This window comes from Onishia taeanensis (assembly GCF_013349955.1).
GTDB lineage: Bacteria > Pseudomonadota > Gammaproteobacteria > Pseudomonadales > Halomonadaceae > Onishia > Onishia taeanensis_B.
Window position 1 is genome coordinate 23,752 of sequence record NZ_JABVXC010000010.1, and the last position, 20,295, is coordinate 44,046.

Annotated in this window: 17 protein-coding genes; 2 read left to right on the forward strand and 15 right to left on the reverse strand. The window is 56.9% G+C overall.

All coding sequences use genetic code 11. From position 1 onward, the window contains the following. Positions 1–28: 28 nt before the first annotated feature. The 14 genes from HUS66_RS12065 to HUS66_RS12130 all read right to left on the reverse strand — a co-directional run bounded on the left by HUS66_RS12065 (position 29) and on the right by HUS66_RS12130 (position 15,161). Entirely contained in the window at positions 29–856 is an 828-nt protein-coding gene (locus HUS66_RS12065) for an SDR family NAD(P)-dependent oxidoreductase (RefSeq protein ID WP_175071162.1), read from the reverse strand. Continuing rightward, a complete protein-coding gene (locus HUS66_RS12070; RefSeq protein ID WP_175071163.1) occupies positions 834–1,763 on the reverse strand; it encodes a Gfo/Idh/MocA family protein in 930 nt (309 codons plus the stop codon). The genes HUS66_RS12065 and HUS66_RS12070 overlap by 23 nt, the downstream gene beginning before the upstream one ends. 65 nt (positions 1,764–1,828) lie before the next feature. Next, entirely contained in the window at positions 1,829–3,079 is a 1,251-nt protein-coding gene (locus HUS66_RS12075) for a polysaccharide pyruvyl transferase family protein (RefSeq protein ID WP_175071164.1), read from the reverse strand. Next, positions 3,076–3,873 (reverse strand): SDR family oxidoreductase, encoded by a 798-nt coding sequence (locus tag HUS66_RS12080; RefSeq protein WP_175071165.1) that lies wholly within the window; start codon positions 3,871–3,873, stop codon positions 3,076–3,078. Before HUS66_RS12080 ends, HUS66_RS12075 begins: the two co-directional genes overlap by 4 nt. Next, positions 3,854–4,543 (reverse strand): cytidylyltransferase domain-containing protein, encoded by a 690-nt coding sequence (locus HUS66_RS12085; RefSeq protein WP_254628810.1) that lies wholly within the window; start codon positions 4,541–4,543, stop codon positions 3,854–3,856. The genes HUS66_RS12080 and HUS66_RS12085 overlap by 20 nt, the downstream gene beginning before the upstream one ends. 76 nt (positions 4,544–4,619) lie before the next feature. Next, positions 4,620–5,678: a sugar phosphate nucleotidyltransferase gene (locus HUS66_RS12090; RefSeq protein WP_175071166.1), complete on the reverse strand. Its 1,059-nt coding sequence runs from the start codon at positions 5,676–5,678 to the stop codon at positions 4,620–4,622. Between the two features lie 14 nt (positions 5,679–5,692). Next, the gene (gene neuC / locus HUS66_RS12095) at positions 5,693–6,889 is read right to left on the reverse strand and encodes a UDP-N-acetylglucosamine 2-epimerase (protein ID WP_175071167.1); all 1,197 of its coding nucleotides are present in this window, start codon (positions 6,887–6,889) and stop codon (positions 5,693–5,695) included. Next, positions 6,886–7,905, reverse strand: coding sequence for an N-acetylneuraminate synthase (neuB, locus tag HUS66_RS12100; protein WP_175071168.1), 1,020 nt, complete (start codon positions 7,903–7,905; stop codon positions 6,886–6,888). Before neuB ends, neuC begins: the two co-directional genes overlap by 4 nt. Next, on the reverse strand, positions 7,902–8,528 hold the full coding sequence (locus HUS66_RS12105) for a NeuD/PglB/VioB family sugar acetyltransferase (RefSeq protein WP_175071169.1): 627 nt from the start codon (positions 8,526–8,528) through the stop codon (positions 7,902–7,904). The genes neuB and HUS66_RS12105 overlap by 4 nt, the downstream gene beginning before the upstream one ends. A 100-nt stretch (positions 8,529–8,628) precedes the next feature. Beyond that, positions 8,629–9,639 (reverse strand): NAD-dependent 4,6-dehydratase LegB, encoded by a 1,011-nt coding sequence (locus HUS66_RS12110; RefSeq protein WP_175071170.1) that lies wholly within the window; start codon positions 9,637–9,639, stop codon positions 8,629–8,631. Between the two features lie 139 nt (positions 9,640–9,778). Continuing rightward, a complete protein-coding gene (locus tag HUS66_RS12115) occupies positions 9,779–12,037 on the reverse strand; it encodes a polysaccharide biosynthesis tyrosine autokinase (RefSeq protein WP_175071171.1) in 2,259 nt (752 codons plus the stop codon). A 149-nt stretch (positions 12,038–12,186) separates the two neighbouring features. Continuing rightward, positions 12,187–13,353 (reverse strand): polysaccharide export protein, encoded by a 1,167-nt coding sequence (locus HUS66_RS12120; RefSeq protein WP_175071172.1) that lies wholly within the window; start codon positions 13,351–13,353, stop codon positions 12,187–12,189. A 614-nt stretch (positions 13,354–13,967) separates the two neighbouring features. Further along, on the reverse strand, positions 13,968–14,171 hold the full coding sequence (locus tag HUS66_RS12125; RefSeq protein ID WP_092523673.1) for a cold-shock protein: 204 nt from the start codon (positions 14,169–14,171) through the stop codon (positions 13,968–13,970). A gap of 198 nt (positions 14,172–14,369) precedes the next feature. Beyond that, the gene (locus HUS66_RS12130) at positions 14,370–15,161 is read right to left on the reverse strand and encodes a ZIP family metal transporter (RefSeq protein WP_217488002.1); all 792 of its coding nucleotides are present in this window, start codon (positions 15,159–15,161) and stop codon (positions 14,370–14,372) included. Positions 15,162–15,455: 294 nt separating this feature from the next. Here HUS66_RS12130 and HUS66_RS12135 point away from each other — a divergent pair, with 294 nt between their 5' ends. Continuing rightward, positions 15,456–16,406, forward strand: a complete 951-nt coding sequence (locus HUS66_RS12135; RefSeq protein WP_175071173.1) for a MurR/RpiR family transcriptional regulator — start codon at positions 15,456–15,458, stop codon at positions 16,404–16,406. Between the two features lie 73 nt (positions 16,407–16,479). Continuing rightward, entirely contained in the window at positions 16,480–17,832 is a 1,353-nt protein-coding gene (locus HUS66_RS12140) for a pyridoxal phosphate-dependent aminotransferase (protein ID WP_175071174.1), read from the forward strand. A 9-nt stretch (positions 17,833–17,841) separates the two neighbouring features. Here the strand turns inward: HUS66_RS12140 and hrpB are convergent, their stop codons facing one another. Next, positions 17,842–20,292, reverse strand: coding sequence for an ATP-dependent helicase HrpB (hrpB, locus tag HUS66_RS12145; protein ID WP_175071175.1), 2,451 nt, complete (start codon positions 20,290–20,292; stop codon positions 17,842–17,844). Between the last annotated feature and the right edge of the window lie 3 nt (positions 20,293–20,295).

The following is a 20,295-nucleotide window of genomic DNA, read 5'->3' on the forward strand; positions in this document are numbered from 1 at the left end:
TTGTGTTGTTATCGAGATATTCTGCGGGCTACCAGGCACTGAGTCCGCCATCGACATACAGGCACTGACCAGTTACGTATCGCGAAGCGTCAGAAGCCAGGAAAATAAGGGCTCCCACTAGGTCACCGGGCTGCCCCATCCTTGCCAGTGGCACTCGCTGGGAGTAACGATCCACGAATGCCGCGTTCTGACCGCTTTGGACTCCACCAGGAATCAAGGTGTTGACCCGAATACCGTGCGGCGCCCAGTTAGTAGCAAGATACCTTGCAAGGCCGGACACACCCGCCTTGGAAGCGGCGTAGACAGGTGGCGTGTTGATGGCAACCCCTAAGTATTCGGATCCTTCATAAATGCGAGGGTCGCTGCCTAACTCGCCATAGATGGAGCCAGTATGGATGATACTTCCTCCCCTACCCTGCTCAATCATGCGGCGCCCCACACTGCGCGACACCAGAAATACACCATCCAGATTGACAGCCATGATCTTTCTCCACTCCGCCAGACTGTATTCTTCTACCGGCGTGAAAAAGGCACTGAGATCATCGGACTTGCTGGCCGCATTATTGTGCAGAATGTCGATGGCCCCGAAGTGTTCCAGAGTACTAGTGACCAGTGCCTCCACCGAAGCTTCATTGCTGACATCACAAGGCAGACCGATACAACGCACACCTGTACCTCGTCCCAGCTCAGTTGCATAGTGCTGCGCACTCACTCCATCCAGATCGGCCACCACCACATTGGCACCAAATTCGGCCAGGGCTTGGCAGAAATGCTGTCCCAGAATGCCGAGCCCACCTGTAACGATTGCGACGCGGCCCTTGAGATCAAATAGGTCATAAAAGGTTGTCGAATCCATCTAGTGACACCTCCCTTCGGTTATGGAGCGCCAGTTTTCCAGCGATCAATGTGCGAATGACGTCGAGTGTCTCAACTGCAGCAATCGCAGGTTTTCCTTCGACGATCTGTCGCCAGAAAGCCCAGAGCGTGCGGCGAAACATTGAGAAATTGTCGGTAACATCGAAGCTTGAGATATGCTGGCTACCCATCATTTCTACGCGGAATATTGCCGGCACTTGCCCAAGTGCATCTATGTGGACCTGCACACCGTCCCCCATTACCACGACCAAAGAATCATGGTCTGTTGGCAAGGCGCTTACCGATATCGGGCGTGATGGCATCATTGGCAGGATGGCGTCCAGAAGATGCACGCCATAACGCTCCCAATCGTTAACAATGGTTCCACGCACTAGTCTCATCTCACCGTGATTGATCTGCCCTGCTCTGCATGCATCCAGCTCTTTTGCATAGCGCATCCCTGAACAGGACATCAATAAGCCGCTCTCCAGGTAAGGCGTGAACCAGCGCAACTCATCTAGATCCAGTGTCAGAGGTTTATCGATAAATACGGGGATACCGGCTTCCAGAAATGGCTTGGCCAGAGGGAGGTGAGAGGTGTGATCGTCCCGAGCGAGGATCACCGCATCCACTTCACCCCACATATCGCTAGGTGACGAAATGGCATGCGCAATGCTTGCGGCCCTGCATAGCGACGCCGTTTGTTCGGCATGCTGAGTCCAGGCATGGGTGATGCGCATATCGCCCACGCCGAATTCCGAGCCATGGCGGCGACGCACATAGTCATAGATGCCTGGCCAGCCGGAATGACGCATTCCACTGTCTGAGTAACCATTAATGATCGCGGAAAAAGAAAACGGATGGCCGTTACCATCACTCATTCCCAGCATGCCGACACGCGTAACCATGGGGTGTACGCCTCTAAATTAAGGGCAGGAGTTGGGTATTTCGAGACTGAATAGGGGGTTAGGGCTCAAGTCAGCAGGCGCACGTTCTCACGCGCCATACCGGCGAGCCGATGCGCGCCGATGCGCAGGCGGCTTCTGAGCCCCTCTCCCGCCTGCAGGTGTGCCTTGACCTCTGCCATCAGGTCATCAAACTGATCCTCGATCGCGAATGGATCGAAGCCCCGCTGCGGCATGTCCGCCTGCTTGAGAAAGGCATCCATTTTGACGGTATGCCGATTCAGGGCGATGACCGGTGTACCGCCGCTATGTGCAAAGATGCTGGGGTGCCAGCGAGCGCCAATATACACCTTGGCATTGCCCATCAGATTTACCGCCGATTGGATAGGCAAATTAACACCGGCCAAAGGCAGGTCGAGGCGTTCAGACACGGGCGCCATGATGCTCAGATCCTTGCCCGACGACGCAGTAAGAATGACCTGCCCGACAGATGCCTGCAGCGCTCGACATAGTTTGCTGAAGCTCGGTATCGCATCGAACCCTGGCTTGAGTCCACGAAAATACACCGAGCCTCCACCGATGCAGGCATAAGGGGCCTGCGGGTCGAAGGCCCCACCGCGCAAGACCTCGCCTTCGTGCTCGCCCTGCGGCGATTCCTGAGGTGACCCCAGCCGAGACCACCACTCTGACCCTTGTGGCTGGTACAGATAGGCGGCATCAGACGCTACGCGGCCCAGTCCGCTGGAACAGGCCAGCACCGAGTCTGGCTCGCGAAACACGATGTCATCCAATAACGGATAGACATGGTCGGCGATTTCCCTCAACACCGGGTCGTTCATCACGACACTGTGATTGACTATCGCCGTTGGCTTGCCGAAAAAGCGCTTTGCCAGATAGGCGATGAAATAGATCATGCGGCTTTGCCGAGTACAGTCATAGATGCAACCTTCACCGCTGATTAGCACGACGTCATTGGTGGCCAGAGCGCTATATATTTCCGGAAAGATGACGCCATCCATGACCTCGTGGGCGCTAGACTCAAACTCTTGCCAACAGCTCGGCGCGACATCCTCCACCAGCCCTAATAGAGCCTCAGCGTCTCGAGCTGAAGCAATATCTTCCGTCTGCGCCATACCGATACGGTACTGATACAGCGTCGATTCGACCTGCCCGCCGGCTTCATAAATCAACTCGCGAAGCGCCAAAGAGGTCGCTCTAGCGCCCCAATTCGGGTCATCGGAGGTATCGTTGACCAGGCATACTTTCATTGCGTCTCCCGCCTTCCCAGCTAATGGCTCATCCTCGCTACTCAGGTTCACCAGATCGCCCAGCCACCGTCGACACACAGGTTCTGTCCCGTCATGTAAGCACCGGCATCACTTGCCAGTAGCGCTACGGCGCCCTTCAGGTCCTCTGGCTCGCCTAGGCGGCCGGCGGGGGCCTTGCTCTTCAAGCGCTCCATGAAGGCCTGGTTTTCCTGGGTTACGGTATGCGGGAAGGCACCCGGACTGATGGCGTTGACACGAATGGCATCTGGCGAGAGAAAACTGGCCAGGTAGCGAGTGAATTGCAGGACACCGGCCTTGGCTGCGCCATAGCTGGGCGGGTTGGCATGGTCAGTGCCTTCATAAAGCCGGTAGTCGGGAGCCACATGGCCATACATGGACGAGATATTGATGATATTGCCAGCACTGGCTTTTAGCAGGGGGTGGCACTGTTTCACCATCCGGAATACTGAATTCAGACTGATGTCCACATCGTAGTACCAGTCATCTTCATCGATGCTCTGCCAGCTGTTCTTGCGGCCCGACCAGGCATTGTTAACCAGGATATTCAGACCGCCGCAAGTGTCCTGCAAATACGCTACGCAGCGAGCAACCGACTCCCGGTCGGTAACATCGAGTGCGATTCCCCGGTGCTGCGCGGCTGGCCAACGATCACACCACCCAGCCGCGATCGCCTTGCACCGTTCGGCATCACGGCTGGCAATCACTACGTTGGCGCCTAACTCGGCGAGCGCCTCACCCATGGCGAGTCCAAGATGACCGGCACCACCACTGATGAGTGCGGTGCGCCCCTCGAGATTGAGTAAGTCATACAGAGATCTGTTCATCCTGGCTCTCCCTGGTGATGAATTCCGCGATAAGAAAATCCTGTTCGTTATCGATGTCCAATGATGCCCTTCCATCGACAACCACGGCCCCGATCCGCCCGAACAGCATGCCCCGCGTCGCTTTTGCGAGCGTGTCGAGGCGGAAGGCATAAACCTCACCGCTGAGCTGAAAGGCCTCCGGCAATTGCTGTCGCGGTAACCAGGGCACGCTGCCCTCGACGAAGGTTTCCGGCATCCCGTCATGGATACGCCAAGCCCGGTGCGGGTTCAGGTCAGCTGGCTTGAACGTTGCCACCGAGTCCAAGCCATCTTGATGCAAGCGTTGCAGGCAAGACTGCACATCGACACCGCGGCGCAGGGGTGCCGTTGGCTCTAATAGGAGTGCATAGGCCGCGTCCTCACCTTCCTGATGAAGGCGATGCGCGAGATCACGCACAGCATCCAGGACCAAGGCGGTATCGGTTGCCAACTCGGCAGGACGAGAAACGGCCTCAGCGCCATACTGGCGTGCAACGACGGCAATTTCGTCGCTGTCGGTGGACACAATGACCCGATCCACTTCCTCGAGGCTCAAGGCCAACTCAATGGTCCAGGCAATCAATGGCTTGCCATTGAGATCACGCAGGTTCTTGCCAGGGATCGTCTTGCTGCCGCCGCGAGCCGGGATCATGGCCACGACGCGTTGGCTATCAATCATTGCGTTCACCTTCAAACAAAGGGCATGCCGTGGCTGTCACGGAGAAGCGTCAAGCGCGTAGCTGCGCCATCGTCTCGCAGTACTGTTGCCATTCACCAGTATCCAACCAGGCCTTGTCGCTGATGGGGTAAACGCCGACACGTCCGCCCCGATCTTTGACGTCCTGGATCAAATCAGTGAGGTGGTAAAATTGGTTTTCGGGAATCAGATTGAGAACCGAGGACTTGAGCACATAAAGTCCGGTATTAACCAGGAAATTGTAATGGGGCTTTTCCCGCATCTCGCACAGCTGGCCATTATCGACGATGTCACAGATGCCATAAGGAATATCGTAATGGCGCAGTGACACCACCATGGTGATATCGTTATTCTCCAGGCTGTGATGCGTCATCAAGGCATGATAATCAGCCTTGATAATGACATCGCAATTGGTCACGATCAGGTCGCCATCAAAGCGACCGATCAGTGCATGCAAGCCCCCACCTGTGCCCAGCGGTTTTTCCTCATGGATATAGCTAATGCGGTAGGCGGGTTCGAGTTCCTCGAAATAAGCCTGAATCAACTTCGACTTGTAATTGACCGACAAGTAAAAATCATCGACGCCGCACTGAACGAATGAGTCGATGATCATCTCGATTGCGGTCTTTTCTCCAACCGGAATCAGCGGCTTGGGCAATACACTGGTGAAAGGCGCAAGCCGAGAGCCTTTCCCACCGGCCATCACCACGACCGGCAAGGCAAGGGGCTCTTGCTGCTTGATGCCTCCTTCCTTTTGAAAGAGGTCTTCCCAGAATAAAACATCGACGATGCAACCATCGTCATCCAGCACCGGCACCGATGTAATCTTGTGCTTCGACATGGCACTTTCGATATCGGCGACGCGATAGCCTTCTCGTGCAGAATAGGGAATGTGGTTACACACATCGCCGACCTGCCCTTCAAGGTCTCCACCACCCAGAATCCAGCGCCGCACGTCACCATCTGTCAGTGTCCCACGCAACTGGCCTTCCTCATTGGTGACGTAGAGAATCTTACGCCGGGTCTCTTCCAGTTGGTGCAACGCCGCAAGAACCTTGCGATGCTCATCAATCAAAAGTGAGTCGAACATCGTATAACCTCCCCTCATTCGTTCCCGGCTGCCATAACGGCATCGATAAACCCTTTTTTGGTCACCCCGGTATCAAGAGGAACGACCTTCAAGGTTTCCTTTATCCGTCGCGAGGTCCAGCCATCACCGTAGCGATCATAGGGATTTTGCAGATGGATGAGTTGCGCTCGGAATTCGGGGCTGAGGGCAAGGTCAATGCCCCGACGAATCTCGTCGACTCGATTGTCCACTGATATGACGTTGCCAGCGGCTAAGCGACCTTCCTGGCGAGACCCGATATTCACGACAGGAAGCCCGAAAGACGGCGCTTCAACCAGACCACTCGAGGAGTTACCCAACATCAGGTCGAGATGGCGAAGGCATCCCTGGTAAACCAGTGGCCCAAGGTTGTCGAAAAGGCGACTGCGGTCAGGATGATCTGCACACCAGCGAGCCAGTGCTTGATTGATATCCCGCCCTTGGGTATCGGCATTGGCCTTGGAAAAAACCACCTGGAGGTCGTCACACGCCTCGAGTGCCTCCAGCAGATTCGCTACCTGTGGCCTGCAGCCGGTCGTCATATCGCTGGTGGCAGGATGAAAGGTCGCGATGGCCGTTGGCCGGTCCAGGGATATGCCGAGAAGCTCTTGCAGGGCATCGCGACTAACCGGCTCACTGCGATGCAGGTGATCCAGGCCCGGCGCACCGTAGTTGAACACCCATGCTGGGTCCTCTCCCATCTGAATGATGCGGCGCCGATACACCTCGGTCGCAGGAAAGTGGATATTGGCAAGCTTGGTGACAGCGTGACGGAAGTACTCATCGAGGGCACCACGGCTGGTTTCGCCACCGTGTAGGTGCACCAGAGGAATACCGTGCGCCACCGCGGCGAGTGCTACCGGTACGATCTCGAACCGGTCTCCCAATAACACCAGCAGATCAGGGCGATCCTCCGCCAAGGCCTCGGCACAGGACAGCATGGTCAGTCCCATCGCCTTGACCATCGCCGTGCGGCTATCGGAAGACAGCAGTACCTCAAGACGGCGATGAATACGGAAACCATCGCGCTCAATCTCGCGAACGGTCTCACCAAATTCGGTCGACAGATGCGACCCGCTGACCGCCAGCATCAGCTCCAGCTCGGGGTCATCGTCGATCTCGCGTAACAGCCAATAAAGCAGGCCATAGTCGGCACGAGTGGTCGATAGGACCCATATCCGTCGATTGCTCACACCAGGTCTCCCCAGCCTAGGAGTTCATCGGCAGCGATGGAGCGAGACGTACGGCGTCCCACCACCATCTCGAGCTGGCTTGGCGCAAGCCCACTCCCCGGCCGCTTCAATGCCAGGTGCTCCAGGGTGATGACCTCTCCCTCGGCAATCGGGCGCTCCGCCGCGATGCTCTTGCGAACGACATCGAGATTAGGGCGCTCGCAGGGAGCAGGACACTTGCGACCGTCGCCCCGGGCGCTTTCCACATGACGGATGGCCTGAACCATCTGGCGGAAATCCCCCGGTGCCAGTGAAGCAGCATGATCGGGGCCCGATAGAGTGGTATCCAGGGTGAAGTGTTTCTCGATCACCGTGGCGCCCATGGCCACCGCAGCGATGGGAATTTCAATACCCGCCGTATGATCGGAGTAGCCCACGCTGACACCAAAGGCACTCGCTAGAGTGTTCATCGCCAGCAGGTTGATCTCTTGATAAGGAGCCGGGTATTGGGTGACGCAGTGAAGGATCGTGATGTCGCCTGCTCCAGCCTCTTTCAATAGGTTCAGCGCAACCTCTATCTCCGCCAGGTAACACATGCCGGTCGACAGAATGACCGGCTTGCCGAAACCGCCGATGCACTTGAGGAGTGGCAGATTCGTGATCTCCCCAGAAGGAACCTTGAACAGACGCATGCCTAGCTCGTTCAGGAAGACGGCACTGCTGGCATCGAAGGGACTGGATAAAAACTCGATGCCGATGTCCCAACAGTGGGAATGTAGATATTGGAAATCGTCATCCGTCAATTCCAAGGCCTTCAACATCGCATACTGGGAATTCGAGCCCGGCACGGCCTGATGCTGGTAGGCGGCCTTAGCGGCATTGCGAGTCACCAAGCGGTCAGCCTTGAAGGTCTGGAACTTGACGGCATCGGCCCCGCACTGCTTTGCAGCCTCGACAAGTTCGATGGCCATGCCCAAGGAGCCATTGTGGTTCACCCCCGCCTCAGCGATCACGAAGGTGGATGGTGACACGTTCATGAGATTCTCCTGGCTGGAACGCCGACATAGGTTCCCGGAGTGCTTATGTCACGGGTCACGGTAGCGCCGGCACCTATCAAACACCCCGCGCATACCCGAACGGAGTGGATAATGGTGGCGCCCGCTCCGATCATGCAGTGATCACCGATCACAACACCGCCGCTGAGGGTGGCACCCGGCGCAACATGAACGTCGTTACCCAGCTCGCAGTCATGGTCGACCGAGGCACAGGTATTGACGATACAAGCCTGTCCCAGGCGGCTGCCGGTGACGACCACAGCGCCATCCAGCACAACGGTCCCGGCGCCGGCACGAACATCGTCATGCACAGTCGCGCCCACCATATAAATAGCCGGAAAGCTAAAACCACGGGCACGGTATTGCTCGAAGCTCGCGAGCCTTGGCCCTTCTACCGATACCTTTCCCATCCCAAGTACTGCGGATGCAGATAGATGAGTCACAGGTTCATGAAATGACAAGTCGGTGCCAAGATAACGAGCGCCCATCAGTCTTCCTTCATCTTGCAACGCCGTATAGCCATAGACCTTATGCCCCAACTTCAGAAGCCCATGAATCAACACCCTAGCGTGGCCGCCGCCCCCCACTACGAAAAATTCACTCACTGGCTCTCCTGGCTATTCAACGGCACAACAGCAGTGCGCTTGATATCGGTAATGATCTTAATTGAAACATCGGCGAGCTCAGGCAGTTGTCCGTCAGCGCCTAGATGTTGTAGAGATGCGCTTTGTAATGGCTCAGGTTGTCGCTTTCAGTGAACCAGGTAATGGTCTTTTCTAGCCCACGACGCAATCCATCCAAGCCTCCATGCTCGGGTTGGTGTCCCAGCAATCGGTTGGCTTTCTCAATGCTTGCCCAGAGCCGCTCCACCTCACTATTTTGAGGGCGCAGCCGCTGCTCATCGGTGCCGATGTCGATCTCACAGCCCATCAGCTCCGCAATCAGGCCGGCGGTATCCCCAATGCTAATTTCGAAGCCACTACCGACATTGATCACTTCGCCCACGGCAGCATCGCACTCAGCCACGCGCATGAAACCGGCCACAGTGTCGGAGACGAAGCTGAAATCGCGGGTCGGGTGCAATGCACCGAGGCTCAGTCGGCGTGCGCCGGCTGCGACCTGAGTGATAATGGTGGGAATCACAGCTCTGGCGGATTGGCGTGGTCCATAGGTATTGAACGGACGAATCAGCGCCACGGGCGTAGAGAAGGAACGCTGAAACGACAGGGCAAGTTGGTCAGCCCCGATCTTCGACGCGGAATAAGGTGACTGCCCTTGCAGAGGATGCTCTTCGTCGATAGGCACGTAACGCGCCGTTCCATACACTTCGCTGGTAGACGTATGCACGACCCTCGCCACGTCCAGATCCCGCGCTGCCTGCACAACGTTCAATGTGCCCTTTATATTTGTATCGATGTAAGTATCGGGCGAGTGGTAGGAGTAGGGAATGGCGATAAGGGCAGCAAGGTGGAAAACGACATCACACCCTTTCATGGCCTGGCGAACCCCATTAGGGTCTCGTATATCCCCAGAAAATATATCCAAATCATTACGGACAACTGGATCACAGTGATCAAGCCATCCCCAGGAGTTGAAAGAGTTATACATCACAAAGGCTCGTACAGAACACCCCTGCTTTACCAACGCCTCTACGAGATGGGAGCCGATAAAACCATCCGCGCCCGTAACAAGGACTTTACTGCCTTTTAGATTCATTTTAATTATCACTATTTCCCAGGAAATAATAGCATGACCCTGATGCACGTCAGGTCAAACCCCACCCAGACCTTCTATAATGATATTTATGAGCACGAACGGGTGGCGTCGCTATGGTTTTACGCCCAATGCAGAATATTTATTTATAGGCATAATTATAATAACCATAGTTAGCGCTCGTCCTGCCCTCCAGAGCGTTGAGTATAAAACCTCGAATTTCCACGCCAGAGGTCTCAAACCGTCGCAGTGCCTGCTTTATCTCTTTTGGCGGGTTATGCCTATAACGCGCCACCATGAGAGAGGTTCCAGCCTGCTTGCCCACTATCACACTATCTGTAACGGCCAGAACGGGTGGCGTGTCAATGATAATCAGGTCGTACTCCTTTCCAGCATCCGCCAGAAAGCTACCAAACCTGCCCTGCATCAAAAGTTCTGAAGGGTTGGGCGGCACTAACCCCCTAGAAACATAAGAAAGTCCATCAATACTCGTATCACGAATCACCTTATTCCATTCAACCTTCCCTGACAGGAAATCTGAAAGCCCGCCTGCTGAATGCTCACCGAATGCTTTATGAATATTCCCTTTGCGCATATCGGCATCGATAAGCAAGACTCGACTGCCTGTCTGAGAACAAACTGCCGCAAGATTCATCGCCACAAAGCTCTTGCCAACCTCAGGGCTAGGCCCACACACCATGATGCAGTTGTTTTTTGATTCCATCATGGCAAAGTGCAAACTGGTTCGCAGTCCCCTTAGCGCCTCGATGGCAATATCCGTCGGCCTTTCCACGGAAAGAATACCCTTGATCACATGCCCACTTCGAGAATGGCTTCTGCTTTTCCGGACTAATTTCTGTTGGTCATCCGATAACGGCACAGTCGCATACACTGGCAGTCCGATACTCTCCAGCTGCTCTGGAACCTCTACCCCTCTATTAATAAAGGCTCGGAGCAATACAATACCAATGGACAAAGTCGCGCCCAGTAGAGTGGCGGACATGATGATCAACCCCTTTTTCGGCGCAATCGGGCTTGGGCTGACCTGTGCAGAGTCAATGATTCTGACATTGCCGATTGTTCCAGCTTTTGCCAAATTCAGCTCCTGAGAACGATTTAGCAAATTGACATATATCGCCTGAGTGACTTCCACATCTCTAGTCAACCTGACAACTTCCTGCTGAGCAGCAGGCATCTTCTCAACACGCGCATTAAGACGGTCTCTTTCATTTCTCAGGAAGTTTTTTTGACGCATCAAGGCTTGGTACGCGGGGTGGTTTCGAGTGAACCGCTGCGCCATCTCCGCTTCTTGGAATTCGACTTCGCTCAATTTTTTCTCAACATCAATCAATTGGGCAATAACGGACTGAGACTCTGAATCAAGGTCCACGCTATCCATCTTGACACGGTATTCGTTCAACTTGTCTTCAGCACTGGATAACTGAGTCCGCAGATCCGGCGCCTGTTCGCTAATAAAGGCCAGACTCTGATCAACTTGTGCCGACTGTCGCTCAACATTCTGCATCAAAAAAGTTTCACTGATAGCATCAAGCAAGCGACGTATTTCGTCGCGATCCGTACCCGTCAGCGTCAAGCGAAGCATGCCTGCATTGCCAACAAAACCACTTCCCGTCTCGGCAACGGAGAGCCTAGAAGACAACGCCTGGATCGCAGTCGACCTCAGCGCCTTAGTAAGGGTAAATTCAGCGCCCTCTGGCGCTGTTATGTCAGACACTCGCAGTTCTATTTCCCCGCCCATAAAACTTGCTTTCTGTCCGCTTACCCCTTCACCCAGCAGCTCATCGCCAAGGAAGAGCTGATACCTCTCCGGACCCAAGGATTTCAATGTCAAAGATCTACCACGCAATGCATCCACGACGGAAAATAGGCCAACGTTAATACTCTCCCCTCCCCATACTGAGGCCTCAACCTCATTGGAAAAAGGGAGATAATCACTATAACGCCCTAAAAAATTCTTCACAGCAGGTACTGAGGAAGTACCAGGGCGAGATATATTTTTCCTTTGGATATACTCTCCAACGAGAGGAAAAGCATGTGGAACGACAAGGGTATCAAGGTTCATCTGATCAACAACTCGTCCTAGCACCATCCTAGAACGAAGAATTTCAACCTCGACCGATGAACCATTGTTTTCTTCTTCACCCAGGACCGTTTTGAGATCTCCAAGCGGATTGACGGAAGAGCGCTTTTCTATCTGGACCAGTGCGTCACCCCTATACACTGGAGTCGACATAAATGCATAAAAAGCCCCACCTAGAAAAAACAAGAATGCCACAGACAATATCCACCACTTATTATCCAGCACAATGCCTAACAAGCGGGAAATGTCTATATCTGAATTTTCATGAGGCACACCGGGAATCTGCTGCATCTTAGTCATAACGGTGCCTTTTGCCTGGCTTATCTTCGCTCAAAGACACCTGCAAAGAAAACCGATAGAAAATAAACTATTTTGCCTAGAAATTAACTTTTGGCAGCCAGAAGCAACCAAACCACTATCAAATATCAGGCACACTATTTAACTGACGACTACAAGTCTTGGAGTCCGTTGTTGGCATCAGATATAGTGATTGGCAGCACGGCAGTGGGCAATAGTAGGCTGATTACATTGTTCCAGCGAGCCAGCGGTGCGGCCGTTACATAAACGACATCTTTCGGTTGCAGCGGAAAGTGGGTGCCCATCGTCAATGCAGTGGCATTACTGATGTCTAACTGATACACGGTAGCCAGCTTTCCACTCTCAGGAGGCTGGACGCGTATCACAAATATGCCCGAAGGTTTTGCGGTTGTTTCAATGACACCACCAGCTCTTGCCAGCGCTGTTGTCAATGTTATCCGCTCATTCCCGAGCGCCAGGTTACCCGGCGTGCGCACCTGACCGAGTACGGCGACATTCTGATTCTCGAGAGTCGAAACATGGAGAACATCTCCATCCTTCAGTAACAGATTCTGCGACTGATCGCCCTGTCGCAACAAAGCATACAGGGAAACTTCCTGCTTACCGCCCTTGCGGTTAAGTATCACACTGTGCCAGTTAGCATTATCGGTGGCGCCACCAACTTGACTCACTGCGTCCAGCACAGTCATGGGGACACTGGTAATTGGCAAAGTCCCAGGTGTAGTGACTGCACCACTCACATAGACCTTCTTTGAACGGTAGGCGGCGATATTGACTTCGACCTGTGGATCATTGATGTAGTTTGACAGCCTGCGGGTAACAAGCCGCCTAATTTCATCCAATGACTTTCCTGCAACGCTAACGCTACCGATATAAGGATAGAAAATTGTCCCATTCGGATGTACGGTATTCCCGGTTTCCGCAGCGCTGCGCTCGGCGCCAGCAGGAATGGTCAGCTCCGGATGATCATAAACAATGATGCTCAGAATATCGCCTGGCCCAACGAGATATTGATAATCTTCGAGCTCTTGCTGAAGCGCAGGTGGCACCAAGCTGGCAATATCGCCATTGATTTCTTTCCGATAGGCCGCCACAAGCTCAGGCGTGATCGCTTTGATATCGACCAAGTCATCTATCGGTGGTGTGTCGGTTTCATAGCTAATATGTCCTCCTGGCGCATAGGCACAGCCTTGAGACGCCAAGATAATAACGGACAATAGCAACGAAAGGCCGATGGAAACATAAGCCTTGCCAGCGGGCCTTTGCTGAATTTCCTCAGCATGGAAGGTTTCTTCCATTTCGTACTCCCCTGCGAAATAAAACCACGCTACCGCCACTGAAATCAGTTTTCAGTATTGGCCAAATGCCATATATTCTTATCTTTTTATGTCACCCTGGACCAACCAAGCGGACCACCAGCCAGCTGCCGGGCAGCACCTTCATCAAAGACATTCAGTTACAATAAATGAAGATTGCTTTCACTAGGTTACAAAATAATGAGAATTTCACATCATCATTTTCATCATCAAATGAGTGTGAGGGATCTAATCGTGGCGCTTTGTGCAGGCGGGAGTTCTACTTGCAAACCAGTGGCGGCAGCAAGCAATCTAGCTCTTATTTATCAATAACTTGGGACCAGCCTCACGGTGGCCAATACTTAGTATTAGCTGTCATCAAACTGGCAGGGCATGGCGGCGACAGGCGCCCTCGCCCAGGGTCTAGGAAAGCCACGCGAGGGCGGAGTAAGAACCACTTGAGTGCGTCCTGGCCGCCTTCAACGTAAAGACGTTGACTTTCTTCAAGATCTAGACGCAACTTTCAAGATCTAGACGCAACAAGGCCCGCATTGCGCGGGCCTTGTTGTATGAGGCTCGAAACCTCTAAATGCCTGGCAGTGCCAGGACCAGCAGCGTTAGGCCGGCTGGATGTTCGACGCCTGCAGGCCTTTCTGACCCTGGGTCACTTCGAAGGTCACTTCCTGACCGTCTTGGAGAGACTTGAAGCCTTCCATTTTGATCTCGGAGAAGTGAGCAAAGACGTCGTCGCCACCGTCGGACGGTGCGATGAAGCCGAAACCTTTAGCGTCGTTGAACCACTTGACTGTGCCAGTTGCCATTTTAACGATCCTTGCGCTGTTAGCGCGTTGATACAATTGCCGGGTGTTACCCGATGGAGCAGTGGGTAAACAAGAAAGAAATACACCAGGACGATCAAAGGGGATCGCTTACAACTGACGTTCTACTACTTGCTAACCAACTGAGTACACCTTGAAGCTTTTACCGGCGGAGGTCAACCACCGTTTGCCCTTCCTGGCTCATCCTAGCCAAACATCAAGGAACAACATCAGCACCAAGCCGATCGAGAGGCCCGCAGTCGCCTTTTTCTGGTGGCCGTTGCGATGTGTTTCGGGGATGATTTCATGACTGATGACATAGAGCATGGCGCCGGCCGCAAAGGCTAGCCCCCAGGGCAATAGCAATGACGACAGCGTGGTGATGCCCGCGCCTAATAGTCCGCCAAAGCATTCAACCAGGCCAGTGATGGCCGCAATGCCCCATGCCTGGTGCCGCCGATAGCCCTCCCCCATCAGCGCCACGGCTACCGCCAGTCCCTCCGGCATATTCTGTATTCCTATGCCGATGGCAAGCGGCATCCCACCGCTGAGCCCGCCCGACCCGAAACCGACGCCTACCGCCAGGCCTTCCGGAAAGTTATGGATCGTGATCGCCATGACGAATAACCAGACTCGCCGCAGGGATACACTCGCTGGCCCTTCTGGCCCCGTCTCGAAATGCTCATGCGGCAAGAGCTCATTGAGCAATGCCACAGCACCAATGCCCAGAAGCACCGCCACGGACACGATGGCCGCCGGAGTCATGCCGTCCCCATAGCGCCCACCAGCCGCATCCAGCGCAGGAATGATCAACGAGAAAAAAGATGCCGAGAGCATGACGCCCGCAGCAAACCCCAGCGACAAGTCGCGCTTGGCGGGCGATGGAATACTGCCGAAGAGAACAGGCAGGGCCCCGATGGCCGTCATCAGGCCGGCGACAAGGCTACCCAAGGTGCCAAGCATCAAAGGAGATAAGCTACTGATATCTGTCATTAGGCGAACATGGCTCCTGGGGCTTTATCCTGAGAGGGGGTACGCGGCAATCCGTCTTGATAGCGGACGCGACTCAGACCGAGTTGAACATACGTTGTCAGGCAGTCGACATTATTTCGTGCCAGGCATCCATCCGGCATGGCCCTATCCGCCGACACCGGCCACTAGCCACGGCAATATCTCGTTGAAGAGAGGGGGCAAGCCTCGAAATCGCATAAAAGCAAAAATATTTGCATTAAAGCAAATTCACTCTACCATCACGGACATATCCATGCGTTGGCTAGAGGATCCCCAATGCCCCCAGCACCGTCTGAAGGCTCGTCCTGTAAAGATGCTCTTCCTCCTCATGACCTTGCGACACTGGCACGCTTGGTCGAGGCTGCGCGTCGGGGCGATAAAGACTGGCAAAGCGCGCCGCTTCCTAAGCTTTCAGCCCGGGCGCTTACGCTGCTGGAGAGTTTTCTGGCCCAGCCCCAGCAGGTCAGCCTGAGCAGCATCTCAACGCTTGCCGATGACCATGGGGTCAACCCCTCGACACTCACCCGACTGTGCAAGGCCCTGGGGTTCGACGGCTTCAAGACCTTCCAGGCCCTTTTCCGTGAAGACCTTGCCGACAGCAGTTTCTATTCAAGCCGTGCCCAACGCCTAATCGGTGATACCAAGCAGAGCACACTTTCGAGCGCCATGGCTGCAGATCAGGCCATCTACCAAGCCGAGCACGACAATGTTACCGCATGCGTGGAAGCGCTAGATGACGCCACGCTGGATGCTGCCTGCGTCCAACTGATCAGCGCCCGGCGAGTGCATATCGTAGGATTACGCGCGAGCTTTGCCGCCGCGCATTACCTGGCCTACTACCTGGATTATCTGCGCGATGACGTCCACCTGATTGCCTCCACTGCAGGCGTCGATGTCGAACGCGTGCTGGACTTGGACGAGCGAGACTGCGTCGTCGCCATCGCCTTTCGCCCAGAGAGCCGCAGCACGCTGGATTATGCCCGTGCCGCCGCCCACCAGGGCACGCCGATCATCGGCCTGACCAACCATCCACGCGGCGAAATCCCGGGGCTGAGCAGCTTAACGCTGGTCGCAGCGGCTGCCGGCCCCTTCTTCTTCAACCCGATGAGCTCGCTATTCCTGTTGATCGAAATGTTGCTCTCCCGGCTGGCCACTCGCCAGGGACAGGACGCCATCAAGCGAATCCGGCGCCGTGAGGCACTGATCGCGCGCCTTGGCGTCGAGTAACGAAGACCCGCATCCCATGTCACCCCACACCCACCCGACACCACAGACAAGAGCAACGCCTCAGGAGGCTGCCATGCCCTCTCCCTCGTCCAACCACCAGGTTCCCCCCGCACCCGTCAGCAAGTCGACATTGACGCAACGCCTCAATGCCGGCGAGGCTCCCCGTGCCTCAGACACGTTGCTGATCAATGAGCAGACACGGTTGCGCGAGGCCGGCGGTGAGCGGATCGTGAAGTTTGGCTTCGGGCAGTCGCCCTTCCCAGTCTTCACTCCAGCCGTCGAAGCCCTGGCCGCCCATGCTGCCGACAAGGCCTACCTGCCGGTCCAGGGCCTGGCTGAGGCCCGTGAAGCGGTGGCTGCCTTTCATCGCGAGGTGGACGGCGTCGACTGGCAAGCCGAGGAAATGCTTCTGGCCCCGGGCTCAAAGCTTCTGCTGTTCGCTCTGATGAAGGCACTGCCCGCCGACGCCGAGGTACTGATTCCTGACCCCGCCTGGGTCTCCTACGCGCCTCAGGCGCGGATGTGTCATCTTGCCACCCGCCGCGTGACGTGCAGTTTCGAGAGCCGCTGGCAGATCAACGCTGCCTCGCTCGAGGCAGCCCTATCCGATCGCGACGAACCGAGCAACCGGGTGCGCCTGCTGATTCTCAACCAGCCCGGCAACCCCACCGGCCTATCGCTTGATCATGCCGAGCAGGCCAAGCTTGCTGACGTGGCTAGACACCATGACCTGCTGGTACTATCCGACGAGATCTACGGCGTGCTCGACCATGACGGCAGCCATCGCGCCTTCGCCCGGGACTACCCGGAAGGCACCGTGACCACCACCGGCCTGTCGAAATGGTGCGGCGCAGGCGGCTGGCGCTTCGGTGCCATGCATGTGCCGGCTGCGCTGGGCGAGGCGCTGTTCTCACGGTTGCTCGGCATCGCATCCGAGACCTGGTCGAGCGTTGCAAGCCCTGTGCAACAGGCGGCCTGCGTTGCCTACCAGCGCACACCGGCACTGGAGGCCTATATCAATCGTCAGCGTCAGATTCTCACCGAGGTCGGTCAGTGGGCCGCTCAAGAGCTCGATGCCGCGGGTATCCGCACCCATGCGCCCGACGGCGGCTTCTACCTCTACCCGGATTTCGAGGCGCACCGCCAGGCTCTTGCCCAGCGAGGCATCACGACCGGTAGTGAACTGACCCAGGCGCTGCTCGAGGAATGCGGTGTAGCGCTGCTGCCAGGCGCCGCCTTCGGCGCTCCAGCCGAGCGACTCACGGCACGCCTGGCCTACGTCGACTTCGATGGCGAGGCTCTGCTCGCCACCTCAGGCTCCGTGATCGCAGATCCCGGCCTCGAAAAGGTCCGCGATGGCATTCACGCCCTGACCGTCTTCGTGAAGTCACTCGAAGGCGGATCAACCGCGGCTAGCAATGCCTGAAGAGACGAGCTATTGACGTCTTGCGTGCTTGGTGCGGGCGGTGGCCTGGGCAGCCCAGGGGTCTTCGGGCCAGGGGTGCTTGGGGTAGCGCCCGCGCATGTCTTTGCGCACCTCGAAATAGCCATTGGCCCAGAAACTCGCCAGATCCCGAGTCACCTGCAGGGGCCGGCCCGCCGGCGACAGCAGGTGTAGCAGCACCGGCACTCGGCCACCGGCGATACACGGCGTTTCGGCAAGCCCGAACAGCTCCTGCAGCTTGACCGCCAGCACCGGTTCGGCCCCGGTATAGTCGAGACGAACCCTGGAGCCACTCGGCACGGACAAGTGGGTCGGCGTCAAATCATCGAGAGCCTGACGCTGCGGCCAGTCGAGTCGGTCCAGCAGGATGGTTGCCAGCGGCAGACGGTCGAGCTTGTCGAGCCGTCGCACCCCATCGAGGTAAGGTGCCAGCCAGTCCTCCAGATCGCCGAGCAGAGCCGGCTGGGACCAGTCGGGCCAGGGATCGCCCAGGGTCCGCCGCAGCAGGGCGACTCGCGCCAGCAGCTGCTCGGCCTTGGCATCGAGGGCCAGGTGACCGCGGCGACGCACTGCCGCCAGCAGCGCCTCGCGCACCGCCTCGGCGGGCAGGGTCGTCAAGGGTCGACGCTCCAGCACCAGCTCCCCCAGCGAGCGCACCTCCTCGCCGATCAGCCGTCCCTCTTCCTCGTTCCATTCAAGCCGAGGGCGAAACATGCGGGTCTGGGGAAAAAGCGTCTCGAGACGCGATAGACTGAGGGCCGCACCGCGATAGATCTTCGCCCCCTGCGCCTGACCGTCCAACTCCGCTGCCACCAGCGCCTCACAATGGGCAAGCGGATGATCGGCATCGAGCAGCGCCAGGTTGCCGGCGGCCAGCTTGAAGCGCCCTGGGGCCTGGAAGAGCGCCACCCGCTCGGGATAGGCCAACGCCAGCAACGCGCCAAGCAGCTCCTGTGACGCCACCTTGAGGCCGCACTGAGCCACACCGGCCAGACGCTTGGCATCCCGGTACCACTGCACATCGCTGCCGCGGGTATCGCGATCGGGCAACTGCGACAGCGTCACCGAAAGATCACGCGCATCGCCACCTGCCCGGGATTCGAGTAGCGCCGCTAGCCAGCAGGCCAGCGGCATGACACCCAGTTCGTTCGCTCGCTCGAGCATCACCGCCAGGCGCGGATGACAAGGCCAGCGGCTACAGCCACGCCCCAACGCCGTCAGCCGGTGCTGGTCATCGAGCACGCCAAGCCGCACCAGTAGCGCGCGTCCCGCCGCCAAGGGCCCGGCAGGCGGCGGCGTAACCCAATCGAGCATCCCGGCATCTTGAATCCCCCAGCGCGCCAGCTCGAAGGCCAGCGGCGCCAGGTCGGCTTGCAAGATCTCGGGGTCACCGTGAGCCGGCAACGGCTGTTCATCGGCCCATAGTCGGTAACATACCCCCATCCCCTGTCGAGCGGCACGGCCACGCCGCTGATCAGCGCTGGCCCGGTTGAGGCGCTGGGTGGCCAATCGCGTCAGGCCAAGGCGAGGCTGAAAGACCGGCACCCGCTCGAAGCCGCCATCGATCACCACTCGCACGCCATCCACGGTCACACTGGACTCGGCGATGGCGGTGGCCAACACCACCCGTCGTCGTCCCTGATCGTCTCGGCTCAGTGCCTGTTGCTGCTGCGCCAGGGGCAAACGGCCATGTAGCTCGAGCAACAAGACGTCATCACCGAGGCTCGATAACGCCCGCACCAGGCGGCGAATCTCGCCGACACCGGGCAGGAACACCAGTAGGTCACCCTCATTCTCAGCCAAAGCCTCACGCACGACCGCGGCCTGCTGACGAGCAGCATCCTCACGCCCATTCACAGGTCGGTAATGCGTGGTGACCGGATAAGTGCGGCCGGGACAATCGATCAGTGGGATCGCATCACCCAGCACTTGCTTCAGCGCGTCCACGTCCAGGGTCGCCGACATCACCAGCAAGCGCAGATCATCGCGAAGCCCCTGCTGCGCATCCAGGGTCAGCGCCAGCCCCAGATCCGCCTCCAGGCTGCGCTCGTGGAATTCATCGAAGATGATCCCGGCCACGCCCTCGAGCATCGGGTCATTCTGCAAGAGACGCGTCAGCACTCCCTGGGTGATGACCTCTAGCTTCGTATTGGGCCCCACCCGACTCTCGCCCCGCATGCGATAGCCCACCGTCTCGCCAAGCGGCTCACCGAGCTGCTCGGCCATGTAGCGCGCAGCAAGCCTTGCCGCCACACGGCGCGGTTCGAGCAGCAGCAGCTTGCCTTGACGGCACCAGGGCTCGTCGAGCAGGGCAAGCGGCACCCGAGTGGTCTTGCCGGCGCCGGGCTCGGCAACCAGCAGGGCCCGGGAATGCCCGGCCATCGCTTCACGGATAGCCGGCAGACGGTCCTCGATGGGCAGCGTGGTGGGTGCACCAGTCATGTG

Coding starts and splice junctions, on each gene's coding strand:
- HUS66_RS12070 (WP_175071163.1), bottom strand. CDS start 1,763: ATGGTTACGCGTGTCGGCATGCTGGGAATGAGTGATGGTAACGGCCAT.
- HUS66_RS12090 (WP_175071166.1), bottom strand. CDS start 5,678: ATGTTCGACTCACTTTTGATTGATGAGCATCGCAAGGTTCTTGCGGCG.
- HUS66_RS12085 (WP_254628810.1), bottom strand. CDS start 4,543: ATGATCCCGGCTCGCGGCGGCAGCAAGACGATCCCTGGCAAGAACCTG.
- HUS66_RS12135 (WP_175071173.1), top strand. CDS start 15,456: ATGCCCCCAGCACCGTCTGAAGGCTCGTCCTGTAAAGATGCTCTTCCT.
- HUS66_RS12140 (WP_175071174.1), top strand. CDS start 16,480: ATGCCCTCTCCCTCGTCCAACCACCAGGTTCCCCCCGCACCCGTCAGC.
- neuB (WP_175071168.1), bottom strand. CDS start 7,905: ATGAACGTGTCACCATCCACCTTCGTGATCGCTGAGGCGGGGGTGAAC.
- HUS66_RS12130 (WP_217488002.1), bottom strand. CDS start 15,161: ATGACAGATATCAGTAGCTTATCTCCTTTGATGCTTGGCACCTTGGGT.
- HUS66_RS12125 (WP_092523673.1), bottom strand. CDS start 14,171: ATGGCAACTGGCACAGTCAAGTGGTTCAACGACGCTAAAGGTTTCGGC.
- hrpB (WP_175071175.1), bottom strand. CDS start 20,292: ATGACTGGTGCACCCACCACGCTGCCCATCGAGGACCGTCTGCCGGCT.
- HUS66_RS12115 (WP_175071171.1), bottom strand. CDS start 12,037: ATGACTAAGATGCAGCAGATTCCCGGTGTGCCTCATGAAAATTCAGAT.
- HUS66_RS12080 (WP_175071165.1), bottom strand. CDS start 3,873: ATGAACAGATCTCTGTATGACTTACTCAATCTCGAGGGGCGCACCGCA.
- HUS66_RS12110 (WP_175071170.1), bottom strand. CDS start 9,639: ATGAATCTAAAAGGCAGTAAAGTCCTTGTTACGGGCGCGGATGGTTTT.
- HUS66_RS12120 (WP_175071172.1), bottom strand. CDS start 13,353: ATGGAAGAAACCTTCCATGCTGAGGAAATTCAGCAAAGGCCCGCTGGC.
- HUS66_RS12065 (WP_175071162.1), bottom strand. CDS start 856: ATGGATTCGACAACCTTTTATGACCTATTTGATCTCAAGGGCCGCGTC.